Raw genomic sequence first — 13,923 nt, forward strand, 5'->3', positions numbered from 1 at the left:
AAACAATGTTAGACATCCAATTGCTCCGCAGCAATACCGCCGCAGTTGCCGAACGTTTGGCCGCACGCGGTTACGAGTTTGATACCGCGCGTTTCAATGAGCTTGAAGAAAAAAGACGTCAGTTGCAGATTAAAGTGGAAGATCTACAAGCCACAAGAAATGCCGTATCTAAAGATATTGGCGGATTACGCTCTGAACAAAAGAAACTAGAAAAATCCCCTGATTATACTCCGACCCTTGCTTTGGCTTTGATAGGTGCTTTAGTTGGAGGATCTGTGGCAAAAGAAGGCTCGAAATTTCAAGCAGCGTTATTGGGTGCAGGTATCGGAGCTGGTACAAGTGAATTTATCAAAAAATTCAACAGTGATGAGCCAGAATATATTGTGCAGCAGGATGGCGTTATCGATGTTCTTGTGAAAGATGGGACAGCAAGTGTTAATGAGTTGAAAACCGATTTGGAGCAGGCCGCCGCCGATTTGGATGCGGTTCAGAAAGAATTGGACGCATGGTTGTTGAGCATTCCCAACCTGCCGCACGAAAGCGTGCCTGTTGGTAAAGACGAAACCGAAAACGTCGAAGTCCGCAAAGTCGGCACACCGCGCGAATTTGACTTTGAAATCAAAGACCATGTTGATTTGGGCGAACCTTTGGGCTTGGATTTCGAAGGAGGTGCGAAACTTTCCGGCGCGCGCTTTACCGTGATGAAAGGCCAAATCGCCCGTCTGCACCGTGCGCTGGCGCAATTCATGCTCGATACGCACACGCTGAAACACGGTTATACCGAACATTACACGCCTTACATTGTGGATGACACCACCCTGCAAGGCACGGGCCAACTGCCTAAATTTGCAGAAGATTTGTTCCACGTTACCCGCGGTGGCGACGAGAGCAAGAAAACGCAATATCTGATTCCGACCGCCGAGGTAACGCTGACCAATACCGTTGCCGACAGCATCGTGGCTGGCAGCGATTTGCCGTTGAAATTGACTGCGCATTCCCCATGTTTCCGTTCCGAAGCGGGCGCATACGGCAAAGACGTGCGCGGTTTGATTCGCCAGCATCAATTCGACAAAGTGGAAATGGTGCAAATCGTTCATCCGGAAAAATCATACGAAGCGCTGGAAGAAATGGTCGGACACGCTGAAAATATTTTGAAAGCGTTGGAACTGCCATACCGCGTGATTACTTTGTGCACCGGCGATATGGGTTTCGGTGCAACCAAAACCTACGACTTGGAAGTTTGGGTTCCTGCGCAAAACACCTACCGTGAGATTTCCAGCTGCTCCAACTGCGAAGATTTCCAAGCACGCCGCATGAAAGCGCGTTTCAAAGATGAAAACGGTAAAAACCGTTTGGTGCATACTTTGAACGGCTCAGGCTTGGCAGTCGGCCGTACTTTGGTGGCAGTATTGGAAAACCATCAAAACGCCGACGGCAGCATTAATGTTCCTGCTGCGTTGCAACCATATATGGGTGGCGTGACCAAACTGGAAGTAAAATAATCGCTGTTTAAAAGAAAAAGGCCGTCTGAAACTTGGGTTCAGACGGCCTTTTATATGGTTTAGCAATTATTTGTTGTGTTGACGGAAATATTCCCATTCTTCAACGACTTTACCGTCAGGCAAGTGGCACACGCCGTATTCGCCACCGTCTTTGTCTTTTTTGATTTCGGATTTACCGCCTTGTTTGACGCAGAACTCTGAAGCCGGATTGGCCACGCCGACGTTGGGGGATTCTTGTTTTTCAGAAACGGAGCAGGCGGCCAAAGCAGTGGCGGCAGCGAGGCTGAAGATAAGGGGTTTGATCATGGCGCGTCTTTTATTTGAAGGATAAAAACCAGCGGATTATAAGGGATGCTTGCGTTTAATGGCGTTAACCCAGATTAAAGGCCGTCTGAAAAGTTTTCAGACGGCCTTTAGTTTAGGAAGTCAAACCGGATTATTTGGCTGCTTCGGTTTTTTCGCCTTCTTTAGCAAAGTATTTGGCGTAAATTTTGTCGTATTCGCCACTTTCGCGTACTTTTTTCAGCGCATCGTTCAACATTTTGATGGTGGCTTCGTCGCCTTTGCGTGCAGCAATACCGTAGTTTTCGATGGTGAAGTCGGGCAGGGAGATGAAATCCAGGCCTTTGGTCGGGTTGTTTTTCACATAGTTGGCAATGACCGCGCTGTCGCTGACGACGGAGTCCAAACCGCCGTTTTCCAATTCTTTGATAATCAGAGGAACGCTTTCAAAGCGGGCGATTTTCGGATTGTCGTTGCCCAAGAGTTTGGAAACGGAGAAGTCGCCAGTGTAGCCGGTTACCACGCCGACTTTGGCCATGTTTTTCAGGTCTTCGGAAGAAGCTACTTTTTTGCCTTTTGGAACGAGGACAACTTGGGTGATTTCAAAGTATGGATCGCTGAAGAGCATGCTTTGTTTGCGGTCGTCAGTGATGGTTACGCCGGACATAACAATGTCCACGTCGCCGTTGTTCAGAGAAGGGAAGAGGCTTTCCCATGGCTGGTGTTTGAATTCGACTTTGAAGTTGCCGGCTTTGGCCATGGCATTCATCAAATCTACGTCAAAACCTTCTACTTTGCCGGCAGAATCCAAAGATTCAAATGGGGCAAACTCGGCGTTGGAGCCGACACGGTACACTTTATCGGCAGGAGCAGAGGCATTATTGCTTTGACCGCCGCAGGCAGTCAGGGCAAGGGCGGAACAAGCAAGGGCAGTGGCCAGCCATTTTTTCATGTTCATGGGATGTGCTTTCTTAATAAAATGTTAACGGATAAAATCTTAGTTTAGCATAATTTTGTGAACAAACTAGCCGAAATCAGTGGTCTTTTTCTCGGAAAAATGCGTAGGTTACGTCATGGAAGAGGTCAGTGTGCGGGCTGTCTTCGTAGCTCAATTCTGCCAACGCGTCTTCAAAGGCAAGCTGGATGGATTCTACGGCATCGTTGGCCATGTCGGAGGGCAGGGAACGGATGAGGCCTTTGAGGGCGGTGGCGAGGACGTGGTTTTGCATACGCAAAGCGTCGTTGGCTTCTTCCAAGTATTCGAGGCGTTGTTCGATGCTGCTCATGATGTATCCTTGAGGGTGTATTAAATAAAATAGTGATTATATAGTGAATTAATATTAAAATGTGACGCTTGCGCCGGCTTGCCGGATATGTCCAACCATCGGCCGCAGTTCAAGCGTTTTTTGTTTGAATGCGGTTCACAATAAAAATGAAAAAACGAGATTATTATGGAAAACAACCGTCTTGACCCCACAGCCCTCGAGGAAGAAGATCTGAATTGGGAAAAACGCTTGGAAAGATTGCGTCAGGCACGACAATTCAATACCACGCCGACCCATGCGCCATTGGTCAAAAAATCGGAAGAGGCTGTCGATGTTGCGCCCAAAACCGCGTCTAAAAAAGAATATAAATTAGATGCGGACAATCGTGAAAAAGTATTGGAAGAATATTTGTACCGCTGGCAGTTGGAACACAATACTGCCCTTGCCGAAGATGGCGAAGCAGTGGAAACCGATGCAATGGTGGTTTTGCAGGACAACTGGTTGAGCGCGCAATCGGCGTTGCAGGCTGCGGCTTCAGACCGTCATATCGAATCGACGCGCACCGTCAGACTGAATCCGAAATCGGGTGCTGTAGATTTTGATGTGGCTGAAGCAGAAGAAACTGAAAAATCGGAAAATGATAATGGGGAAGCGGCTGAAGGAGCGGTTTCAGACGGCCTTGAACCTGAAAAAGAACCGACAGTCAATGTCCATATCAATGTTTTGAACCCGCAGGCGATTGGCCGTCGGGAAGTGTTTTGCGTTTCTGAAAAAGATTTGACCGAGCGTCTGATTAAACGTTTGCGCCCCCATGTGGCCGATGCGGTCAACGGCATGATTCGGATTGCCGTGCAAAAACAAATGGCCGTGTTCACTTACCAGTTGCAGCAAATGCTCAACGAGCAGGCACCGGGTTTGGTGGAAGATGTATTGGAACACAATGTCAAACGTATTCTGGACGATATGAAGGTTGAAATGAAATACCGCCGCTGAGTATCCGGGCCGTCTGAAAAGTTTCAGACGGCCTTTGGCATAAATTTCCCTTAAAATTTTGCGAAGCGTGTATAATAGCGGCTCACGTTTTCGTGATAAATATCCTTTCTAAATAGTTGATATGCCCGATGCAGAATCGGGCATTTTTTTTGAGATTGTTATGAATAAAAACAAAATCATTGTATTGCTGATTGCTCTGGTTGCCGTATTTGCCTATAACAAAATACAAAACAAGCAGCCGCTACAATCGCAGCATCAGCAGAAAATAGAAGCCGTTCAAAAACAAAACAATGCGGGCGGAGAAAATGCCGATACGGCTCAACAGCAAACCGGTTCGGGAAAACAATCGGCAGAAGCGGTTTTGAAACAGGCGTTTGAAAACGAACAAAGCGATATTCAGGTTGAGGGCGAGGGCACGGTATGGAAAACCCTGCCGGATGACAACAAAGGCACGCGCCACCAACGCTTTATCTTGAAGCTCTCCAGCGGCCAGACGCTTTTGGTGGCACACAATATCGACCTTGCCGATAAGATTAAGGGTTTGAAAAAAGGCGATAAAGTAGCGTTTTACGGAGAATACGAATGGTCTGAGCAGGGCGGCGTTATCCATTGGACGCACCATGACCCGTCAGGCCGGCATACTGACGGCTGGTTGAAACACGACGGCCGCCTTTATCAGTAAAAACGGTTTTCCTGTTTTTTCAGACGGCCTGAAACACGGCCTTCGGCTTGAAAGATGGTAGAAATCGGCGCAAAATGTTAACAAGTTAAACAGACGGAAAAATATTGTTCCGTCCATTGGAATACACAGTAGATTGGAGAATAAATGAACAAAAAACTTCATCCACAAACGCTGGCCATCCGGGGCGGCAAAGAGCAGACCGAATATCGCGAACACAATCAGGCGCTGTTTTTGACCAGCAGCTTCATGTGGGAAAGCGCGCAACATGCGGCAGATTTGTTTTCCAAAAAAATTAAAGGCTTTACCTATACCCGTACAGCCAATCCGACTACTGCCGCTTTTGAAAAACGCATTGCCGCATTGGAAGGCGCAGAGCGCGCGGTAGCCACTTCGACCGGTATGTCCGCAATTCAGGCAGCGTTTTTTACCTTCTTGCAAGCAGGCGACCACGTTGTTTCCAGTCGCAGCCTGTTCGGCACGACTGTCGGTTTTATTAATAACATCGTAACTAAGTTCGGCATCGAAGTCAGCCATGTATCGCCGGTTGATGTAGATGAATGGAAAGCGGCCATCAAGCCCAATACCAAACTGTTTTTCTTGGAAACTCCGTCCAACCCATTGGGCGAAGTTGCCGATTTGGAAGCGCTGGCTGAACTGGCGCACAGCATCGGCGCGCTTTTGGTGGTGGACAACAGCCTCTTGTCGCCCGTCGGTTCGCAGCCTTTGAAACACGGCGCGGATATTTCTGTTTCTTCCGCAACCAAAGCCATCGACGGCCACGGCCGCGTGATGGGCGGCGTATTGGCCGGTTCGGAAGAGCTGATGACGCAAGTTGCCATATATTGCAACTCTTGCGGTTTGGCAATATCTCCGTTTAACGCATGGCAGTTGTTGAGCGGCGTGGAAACCCTGTCGCTGCGTATGGAAAAACAATTCGACAACGCCCTGAAAATCGCCCAATGGCTGCAACAACAGCCGCAAGTCCAAGCTGTGTACTACACCGGTTTGCCTGACCATCCGCAGGCAGAGCTGATCCGCAAGCAACAAAACGGCGGCGGCATCGTCATTGGCTTTGAAGTCGCCGACCAAGAAGCCGCATGGAAAGTCGTGGACGGTGTGGCGCTTTTCTCCCGTACTGCCAACCTCGGCGACGTGCGCTCGACCATCACCCATCCGTGGACAACCACGCACGGCCGGATGCAGCCTGAAGAAAAACTCGCCGCCAATATCCGCCCGGGCTTGATCCGCCTCTCTGTCGGTTTGGAACACATCGACGATTTGATTGATGATTTGCAACAAGCATTGAACAAATAATCTAAAAACAAATTTCAGACGGCCTTAAAATTTAATAGGCCGTCTGAAAGCAATCAAACACACATCTTAAGAATAAAAGGAAAAAATAATGTCTGAAGCAGAATTCGCCTCGTGGGCAATGAAAATCCTCCTCACCGGCCTGATTATCTTTTTGGGCTTTATCGTTTGGAACTTGGGTAAAGAATCCAAAGCCGGTAAATTCGGCATTGCCATGCTCTTCTTGGTTTTGGGCTTGGGCGTGTTTGGATTTGTATTCAAAGAATTGCTGATTAGCTTTTTGGTATTGCCGAAATAAGCAGGAAGTTTATAGATAGAACAAGGCCGTCTGAAAATGTTCAGACGGCCTTTTGATTTGATGTTTTAAATTACGCCCAAGTCTTGCAAGCCGCGCAATACGCCGTCTTCATCAACGCTTGGGCAGACGAATTGTGCGGCGGCTTTGGCCGCTTCTTCGCCATTGCCCATGGCAACGCCAAAGCCGACGGTTGACAGCATTTCCAAGTCGTTGAAGCTGTCGCCGAATGCCATCACTTTGCTCATATCAATCCCCAGTTTTTCCACTGCGTGGGCGATGCCCCGTGCTTTTGAACCTTCCTGTTTGAGTAGGTCCATGGCATGTTTGTGCCAGCGGACGGATTTGAAGCCGTGTTGTTGAATCAGCGGTTGCAGGATTTTTTCTTCTTCCTCATCCACAAAGACCAACATTTGATAGACGGGTTGTTTGCGGAAATATTCTTTGTCGGTTAAAAAGTTAGGCAGGATATGCGATAAACCTTCGACAACGCGCGGAGAGCTGGAGGAGACGGCAATTTCTTGGTTGTTGACGAATGCGTAGTCTATTTTGTGTTGCTCAAGCAGGTTGATGGCGGTTTCGATGTCGGCAATATCCAAGGGGTAGCTTTGCAGGGGTTCGCCGCGAAAGGAAATATATTGGCCGTTGATGGTAACGAGCATGTCGATGCCGCATTCTTGAATCAAGGCTTTGACTTTGGCGGGAATGGCGGCTTCCGGCCGACCGGTGGCAATGGCAGTCAAAATGCCTTTGGCTTTCAATGCGCGCATGGCTTGGGCAACCGAAGGGCGTAAGGTATCCGTGTATTTGCGGTAGAGGGTGTCGTCGATGTCAAAGAAGATGATTGCAGGATTGTTCATGGTTCACTCGTCGGGCCGGGTATACACAGCTTTCATTGAAAATTGTGTGAACAGCTTGTGTATAAATTGGTTTAGTATTTGATTGCTATTATAAAAATAAGTTCTGATTAAAATTTAGGCAGTTTTTGTGTTGAGAATAAAGCGGAAAGTTATCCACATCAGGCCGTCTGAAAATTTGGTTTTCAGACGGCCTTGTTTTAAGCAATCAGACGGATATTTTCTTTGTCTTGCCTGAATTTGTTTTTAATCACGATAGGCAGGCTGCTGTCGAAATACCAGCTGCCGTCAGGCAATGCCAACGCGCCGCCGGCGCAGAGCAGGGTAATGCTGTTTCCGGTTAGGGGGTCGGTTTCGGTAATTTCAATTTCGTGCGCTTTGCCCCAATCGGTTACGGGGAGTAGATGGGCAAGCTCGGTAATGCGTTGGTTTTGATGTTTGATGCCTTCGGGTTGGCGGCAGTCACCGTTGCATTTTCCGACGGCCTCAACAGGGCAGGGTTCGCCTTTTGCATAGCCGGTCGGCAAAATATTGAGCGAATCCGGGCAGAGCCTGTGTTCTTGCGACCATTGCGCCAAAGCGCGTTTGGCTGCTTTTTTGTGGGCAAACAAACCATATGGACGCCAGTTTCTGGTGCCGCTGTTTAACAAGACAATGCGTGCTTGAAGGCTGCCGTGTTCGTCAGCGATAAAGCGGACGGTAGAAAACGATGTGGATTTTTCAGACGGCATCAGTTGGTATTCCTGCATGGTCTGGGCTTTGAGCCATAATGTATGGAGCTGACCGACTGCCGGAATAAAACGGATGGAGGCCGCGGCTTTGATGTGCGGCGGCAGTTTTTTGCTGTGCAGCAGGGTGGCGGTTTCACTGTATGCGCGTTCGTGTGCTTCAATGGCTTGGGCTTTGCCGAAATGGTCAAACCAAACCAATACGCCGTAACTGTCGGGCAGGGCATAGAGCTGTTGAGCAAGAGAATCGGGCAGCCAAGTGGGCAACATTTTCGGATTCATCAACACACGGACATGTTCATCCCATTGTTGGTGATTTTTTTCTGCCAAACTTAATTCGAGATAATCACACAATGCGGCAACATCGGTCATGGCACGGTGGCGGTTGGCCGTCTGAATGCCGGTGCGTTCGATAATGCTGTCGAGGCTGTGTTTGTAAAACTCAGGATACAGGCGGCGCGACAGTTGAACCGTACAGAGCGAGGGTGCGGCAAAGTCAGTATGGATACGGGCAAATTCGTGGCGCAGGAAGGTGTAGTCAAAGCGGCTGTTGTGGGCAACAACCACTGCACCTTGCAACAGCGGCAACAAATCGGCTGCAATATCGGCAAAGACAGGCGCGTTTTTCACCGTTTCATCATGAATTCCGGTCAGCCTGGCAACAAATTCGGGAATGCTGCGGCAAGGATTGACCAATTGTTCGTAATGTGTGGCGCGTCCTTGCTCAAAACGAACAAGGGCGACTTCCGTTATTCTGTCTTGATAGAAATTTCCACCGGTCGTCTCCAAATCCACCACGACCACAGGCCGTCCCAAACGGGAAAATGCTTCGGATAAGAGCGGCCAGCGTGCGAAATCTGACATTTTATTCTCTGTAAATTCAATAGCAAATGCGCATTTTACACGCGGTCTGCAAGTTTTCCAAATAAAACGCTTGACAGGAAATAGCCCACTCTCTATAATTCAAATCTTTCTTGATGCACCCGTAGCTCAGTTGGATAGAGTATCTGGCTACGAACCAGAGGGTCGGGCGTTCGAATCGCTCCGGGTGCGCCACAGAAAATCTCCGCGCCCATCGTCTAGCGGTTAGGACATCGCCCTTTCACGGCGGTAACCGGGGTTCGATTCCCCGTGGGCGTGCCAGTTTATAAAAAAGCGCAATCTAAACAGATTGCGCTTTTTTGCGTCTATCGGCTTTGAAATAATTTAAGCATATCTTTTATCTGATAACGATTAATCGACATTTGTCATAATCTACTAAAAGCATTTATTATTACATATCTAATAATCATAATTTAAGGGAAAACGTTCATGGCGTGGCGGTTTGTATTGCCTGCTTGGGTGGTTGGGGTAGTGCTTTCGTTTGCGTTGCCGTTTGTGCCGCCATGGTGGGTTTGGTTGTCTGTAATGATGGGCATGTTTGTGTTGTGTCGAAGATTTGCTGTGGCTTGGTTGGCTCTGGCCGTCTGCATGGGCATGGCGTTTGGTTTGTGGCGGACTGGGCTGGTGTTGGCCGGTCAATGGCCTGTAGGGGAGGTGGCGGCTAAAGTTTTGACGGTTGAAGTGGCGGATATGCCGCGTGATGATGGTCGGCGCGTGCAGTTTGCGGCAAGGGCTTGGGATGAGCGTGGGCAGGCTTTTAATTTGATGTTGTCGGATTATCAGCGGCGTGATTGGGCGGTAGGCAGTCGGTGGTCTGTGTCGGCGCGGGTAAAGCCGGTGATTGGTGAAGTGAATGTGCGCGGTTTGAACCGTGAAACATGGGCTTTGGCCAATGGTATCGATGGCATGGGTACTTTGGGGCGCGACAGGAAACTCGTGCGTCAAGGCGGCGGTTTCGGTTTGGCCAATATGCGTGATGCGGTAAGCCGAAGTTGGCAGGGAACGGTGGACAAATATCCTGAGTTTTCAGACGGCATAGGGCTGATGCGTGCTTTGAGTATTGGCGAGCAATCTGCGTTGCGGCCGCCTTTGTGGCAGGCATTCCGTCCTTTGGGGCTGACGCACTTGGTCAGTATTTCGGGCCTGCATGTAACGATGGTGGCGGTATTGTTTGCCTGGCTGATTAAGCGAATTTTTCGTTATTTGCCGTGGATTCCGGCGAAACCGCGTGTGTGGATATTGGCTGGTGGTGTTGCCGGGGCTTTGTTTTATGCGCTTTTGGCCGGTTTTTCCGTGCCGACGCAACGCAGTGTGTTGATGTTGGCTGCGTTTGCGTGGGCATGGTGGCGCGGCAGTGGCGGCTCGGGTTGGACGGCATGGTGGCAGGCTTTGGCCGTTGTTTTGTTGTTGGACCCGTTGGCCGTATTGGGCGTGGGAACGTGGTTGTCTTTCGGTTTGGTTGCTGCTTTGATTTGGGCGTCGTCAGGCCGTCTGAAAGAGTCGGGCTGGCGGTTGGCTGTACGGGGGCAATGGGCGGCAACGGTATTGTCGGTGGTATTGCTGGGATATTTGTTTGCTTCGTTACCTTTGCTCAGTCCGTTGGTTAATGCGCTGGCTATTCCCTGGTTTTCTTGGGTGTTGACACCGTTGGCTTTGCTGGGTTCGGTTTTCCCGTTTGAGCTTATCCAGTTGGTAGCGGCATTTTTGGCGGAATATACTTTACGCAGTTTGGTATGGCTGGCTACGGTATCGCCTGAATTGGCCGTTGCAGCGACGTCCGTGCCTTTGCTGGTGTTAGCGATGATGGCGGCTTTGCTGTTATTGCTGCCTAAAGGAATGGGCTTGAAACCTTGGGCATGTTTGGTTTTATTGGGTTTTGTGTTTTACCGTCCTGCCAAGTTGGAGGAGGGGGTGGCAAGAGTTACGGTGATGGATGCGGGGCAAGGTTTGTCGGTGTTGATACAAACGAGTAACCGCAATCTTTTGTTTGATACGGGAACGGAGCAAGTGGCGCAAACAGGTATTGTGCCGAGTTTGAACGCCATGGGTGTGCGCCGTTTGGACAGCCTGATTTTGTCGCACCATGATATTGACCATGATGGCGGTTTTCAAAGTGTTGCGGCTGTCGGAGCTGATAAATTGCTTGCCGGACAACCTGAGTTTTATCCGAATGCAGAGTTTTGCCAAGAAGACAAATGGCAATGGGACGGCGTAGATTTCGAGTTGCTCCGGCCGTCTGAAAATACGGGCAAGGAAGATAACGACCAAAGCTGCGTATTGCGTGTCGTGGCAAACGGCAAAGCCTTGTTGATAACCGGCGATTTGGGCGTGAAGGGCGAGGCCGGTTTGATTGAGAAATACGGCAATGCGCTGTATAGCCAAGTGTTGGTACTGGGACATCACGGCAGCAGCACGGCTTCGTCAGGCAGCTTTCTGCATACGGTTTCGCCGCAATATGCCGTGGCATCCAGCGGCTATGCCAATGCCTACAAACATCCGACCGTTGCCGTACAAAATCGTGTCCGCGCGCACGGCATTACTTTGTTGAGAACAGATTTGTCAGGCGCATTGGTATTTGTTTTAGGGCAAGACGATTTGTTCCGAGGCCGTCTGAAAAAGGACAAGTTTTATTGGCAGAAGAAACCGTTTGAGTAAAAAAGGCTAAAAGGCCGTCTGATGAAGCGCGCCGAGATAAATAAGACGATTTTTTGAGAAAAATGAAATGCTCTTTTATTTCATAATGTGAAAGCTATTTTCAAATCCTGCCAATCTTAGGCAGGATTTTTTCTATAACGCGACGACACCGTCGCTTTTTACCAATTACAGATAACCAGTTCTCCACTTGTTTTTTGTGTCTTTTCTCGGCTAATAGAATATGCTAGGTTAAGTTCGGTTATCCGGAAGCCTTTAAACAATTCACGGATATCTGGATGGTCGTTGATAGAGAGCATGACTTTACCCTTGCATTCGCGCATCATTTTGGCCAGCAGCTCATACTGAGACCAATCAAATGAACGATCATAACCTGCAGTTTGCCAATACGGTGGGTCTGCGTAGAAAAATGTATGCTCTCGGTCGTACCGTTGAAAACAACGCTCCCATGATTCATTTTCCACATATACACCACTCAGTCGATTACGAGCAACTTGAAGTTTATCTGCAATTTGAGCTGCATTCCATGCCTTACCGGTTGTAGCTGTTCCAAAGTGCTGATCGCAAATTTTGCCTCCAAAGGCATTATGTTGCAGATAGAAAAAACGTGCGGCACGCTGAATATCGGTCATGCAGTCAGGAGGTGTTGATTGGAGTCTTGCAAATACTTCTCGGCTGGTTAGTGTCCATTGGAATTGGCGCACAAATTCATCAAAATGGTGCTGTACAACACGATATAGATTGATAAGTTGACCATTCAAGTCATTCAATACTTCAACCTTTGCTGGTTGCGGTCGCATAAAGAATAATGCTGCACCACCGGCAAACAGCTCAACGTAACAAGTATGCTCGGGGAACATGGGTAACAAATGTTTTGCCAAACGGCGTTTGCCACCCATCCATGGGATGATAGGCAGAGGCTTTTGAGTCATAACTACTCCTTATATATAAGCATAGGTACTCAAAGGCACTCAGATTTGAATTACTCCGTTTTAAATTGATTCAGCAATTTGCAGCGTGGGCACTTAATTTCAAAGCAGCCACGGCCAACAGCCAAAAGTTTAAAACAATTTTTGCAACGGCATTTCATTTTTCACAGTTCCCTTATCGTTAGTGATAGAATCACCGTGCCTCGCGCGAGGTACGGTAAAAAAGGCTAACGCAGGTCTGGACTGCCGAGGCTGGCGCGGAGAACGGTGGTAGGACACCGCCGCGCAGCCGTTTCTCTTTTAACTGGTTGAATCGCTCCATTCTTCTACATATAAGAAGACAGAGTAATCAACGTCAATCTTAGGCTTGTCATAATTAGTGCGAATTCTGACGCTACGGCCAGTTTTTGCCCCAAAGTTATGATTGAGGAACAAAACGACCATCGTTTTATGTTCAAGAGCCAGATATACCTTTGGATCATTGTAAGTATTCTTGAACTTAGCCTCCAACCATGTATATCCGCCATCTGCCCTTCGATTTTCTTTTGTACCGCAGCCAACTCCTCACTTTCTTCAGCTGCGGCTGCAGACTGCTTTGCAACTTCCAAGTCGGCCACACGATATTCATTTGAAAATGCGTCTGAGATAAATCCAACGGAGTTGCTTCAGCGGTCAACCGCACTTTAAACAAGTGCGTGTCGCCGCGATAGAGGGTAAAGTTTTGTATTTTAGGAGCCATTGCTGACAGCCTTATCGATTTTCCCAAGCCGATGTATTGTATTTACGACGGGCGTATTCAAGTAATAAATCACTAATGTATTGGCTGTCTTCGATATAGCTGTTAAAGACCATTACATGCCCGATATAGCCTTTCCAGCCAATAGCTACTTCTCTGTTTGCACTCTCTGGCCATTTGCCAATATAAATTGGTTCTGTTTTAAGTGTTCGTGGAGCCAGATTAGATTGCTGCACAACAGATTTCTCAGAACGAATAGTGCTGCGATTCTCCGTTAAATTGGTCGAAGCAATCACAGAAATTGGCTTCCCTGGCAAATTGCCGCCACCGTTTAAAAAGAGATTTGCAGAGTTGATCCAAATATTGCTGTTATTGGCATAAATCGTTACGGTTGCATTGGTTTTCCCGGCAACCAAAACAGTGTTGATCGGATTGGTGATTTCGCTTTTTACCGCAAAAACAACAAAAGTAACCTTATCCCAAGCCGCATTAAAAACATTATCCTCAGATACCATACCTACCGAGCCATCAAAATAAGCAGATGACAACCCACCTAAAACACTGCTATCTACGACGGGTGCTGAAGAATGGTCTGCGACAAGATGGTTGGCGGCGGCCGATTTATCCAGAATCTTAGTGATTTTACCGTCGCTCACAGTACGTGACGCAGTGTCACTCATATCCCAAAATCCACGTAAATTAGGCAAAGACAGAATCTCTGACTCCAGTGCCGAAATATCGCGGTCAATAATTACTGGCAATTTCTTATTACCGAAGACTGTATTTAAACGAACCAATTGTCCCATGAC

The 13,923-nt window shown here is 48.3% G+C and carries 14 protein-coding genes and 2 tRNA genes; 8 read left to right on the forward strand and 8 right to left on the reverse strand.

Annotation, left to right across the window (positions count from 1 at the left end):
* Positions 1-5 precede the first annotated feature (5 nt).
* The gene (gene serS / locus RRV97_RS00925; protein WP_315611685.1) at positions 6-1,502 is read left to right on the forward strand and encodes a serine--tRNA ligase; all 1,497 of its coding nucleotides are present in this window, start codon (positions 6-8) and stop codon (positions 1,500-1,502) included.
* Between the two features lie 66 nt (positions 1,503-1,568).
* On the opposite strand, the gene RRV97_RS00930 is transcribed toward serS, so the two are convergent.
* The 3 genes from RRV97_RS00930 to RRV97_RS00940 all read right to left on the reverse strand — a co-directional run bounded on the left by RRV97_RS00930 (position 1,569) and on the right by RRV97_RS00940 (position 3,070).
* Positions 1,569-1,808 (reverse strand): DUF333 domain-containing protein, encoded by a 240-nt coding sequence (locus RRV97_RS00930; protein ID WP_315611686.1) that lies wholly within the window; start codon positions 1,806-1,808, stop codon positions 1,569-1,571.
* Between the two features lie 130 nt (positions 1,809-1,938).
* Positions 1,939-2,742 (reverse strand): basic amino acid ABC transporter substrate-binding protein, encoded by an 804-nt coding sequence (locus tag RRV97_RS00935; RefSeq protein WP_049347925.1) that lies wholly within the window; start codon positions 2,740-2,742, stop codon positions 1,939-1,941.
* A 76-nt stretch (positions 2,743-2,818) separates the two neighbouring features.
* Positions 2,819-3,070 (reverse strand): NGO1151 family protein, encoded by a 252-nt coding sequence (locus RRV97_RS00940; RefSeq protein ID WP_003680526.1) that lies wholly within the window; start codon positions 3,068-3,070, stop codon positions 2,819-2,821.
* 165 nt (positions 3,071-3,235) lie between these two features.
* Between RRV97_RS00940 and RRV97_RS00945 the strand changes: the two genes are divergently transcribed.
* The 4 genes from RRV97_RS00945 (at position 3,236) to RRV97_RS00960 (ending at position 6,333) form a co-directional block, all read left to right on the forward strand.
* Positions 3,236-4,042 carry a hypothetical protein gene (locus RRV97_RS00945; protein ID WP_315611687.1) on the forward strand — a complete coding sequence of 269 codons (807 nt, stop codon included), beginning with the start codon at positions 3,236-3,238 and terminating at the stop codon, positions 4,040-4,042.
* A gap of 121 nt (positions 4,043-4,163) precedes the next feature.
* Entirely contained in the window at positions 4,164-4,724 is a 561-nt protein-coding gene (locus tag RRV97_RS00950) for a DUF3465 domain-containing protein (protein WP_315611688.1), read from the forward strand.
* A gap of 144 nt (positions 4,725-4,868) precedes the next feature.
* Positions 4,869-6,038 carry an O-succinylhomoserine sulfhydrylase gene (metZ, locus tag RRV97_RS00955; protein ID WP_315611689.1) on the forward strand — a complete coding sequence of 390 codons (1,170 nt, stop codon included), beginning with the start codon at positions 4,869-4,871 and terminating at the stop codon, positions 6,036-6,038.
* Positions 6,039-6,126: 88 nt separating this feature from the next.
* On the forward strand, positions 6,127-6,333 hold the full coding sequence (locus RRV97_RS00960) for a DUF2788 domain-containing protein (protein WP_003747401.1): 207 nt from the start codon (positions 6,127-6,129) through the stop codon (positions 6,331-6,333).
* Between the two features lie 65 nt (positions 6,334-6,398).
* Here RRV97_RS00960 and RRV97_RS00965 read toward each other — a convergent pair whose 3' ends face one another.
* Positions 6,399-7,190 carry a Cof-type HAD-IIB family hydrolase gene (locus RRV97_RS00965; RefSeq protein ID WP_315611690.1) on the reverse strand — a complete coding sequence of 264 codons (792 nt, stop codon included), beginning with the start codon at positions 7,188-7,190 and terminating at the stop codon, positions 6,399-6,401.
* Between the two features lie 197 nt (positions 7,191-7,387).
* A complete protein-coding gene (locus RRV97_RS00970) occupies positions 7,388-8,779 on the reverse strand; it encodes a 3'-5' exonuclease family protein (RefSeq protein ID WP_315611691.1) in 1,392 nt (463 codons plus the stop codon).
* 115 nt (positions 8,780-8,894) lie between these two features.
* Here RRV97_RS00970 and RRV97_RS00975 point away from each other — a divergent pair.
* The 3 genes from RRV97_RS00975 (at position 8,895) to RRV97_RS00985 (ending at position 11,452) form a co-directional block, all read left to right on the forward strand.
* Positions 8,895-8,971, forward strand: a tRNA-Arg gene (locus RRV97_RS00975).
* Between the two features lie 12 nt (positions 8,972-8,983).
* Positions 8,984-9,058 (forward strand) — tRNA-Glu (locus tag RRV97_RS00980).
* 168 nt (positions 9,059-9,226) lie between these two features.
* Positions 9,227-11,452 (forward strand): DNA internalization-related competence protein ComEC/Rec2, encoded by a 2,226-nt coding sequence (locus RRV97_RS00985; protein ID WP_315611692.1) that lies wholly within the window; start codon positions 9,227-9,229, stop codon positions 11,450-11,452.
* Positions 11,453-11,610: 158 nt separating this feature from the next.
* Here RRV97_RS00985 and RRV97_RS00990 read toward each other — a convergent pair whose 3' ends face one another.
* The 3 genes from RRV97_RS00990 to RRV97_RS01000 all read right to left on the reverse strand — a co-directional run bounded on the left by RRV97_RS00990 (position 11,611) and on the right by RRV97_RS01000 (position 13,920).
* Positions 11,611-12,381 carry a DNA adenine methylase gene (locus tag RRV97_RS00990; RefSeq protein ID WP_315611693.1) on the reverse strand — a complete coding sequence of 257 codons (771 nt, stop codon included), beginning with the start codon at positions 12,379-12,381 and terminating at the stop codon, positions 11,611-11,613.
* A 50-nt stretch (positions 12,382-12,431) separates the two neighbouring features.
* Positions 12,432-12,539 carry a Com family DNA-binding transcriptional regulator gene (locus RRV97_RS00995; RefSeq protein ID WP_107831888.1) on the reverse strand — a complete coding sequence of 36 codons (108 nt, stop codon included), beginning with the start codon at positions 12,537-12,539 and terminating at the stop codon, positions 12,432-12,434.
* Positions 12,540-13,128: 589 nt separating this feature from the next.
* A complete protein-coding gene (locus RRV97_RS01000) occupies positions 13,129-13,920 on the reverse strand; it encodes a hypothetical protein (protein WP_315611694.1) in 792 nt (263 codons plus the stop codon).
* Positions 13,921-13,923 lie beyond the last annotated feature (3 nt).

Source organism: Neisseria sp. DTU_2021_1001991_1_SI_NGA_ILE_055 (assembly GCF_032342915.1).
In the GTDB taxonomy this organism is placed as follows: Bacteria; Pseudomonadota; Gammaproteobacteria; order Burkholderiales; family Neisseriaceae; genus Neisseria.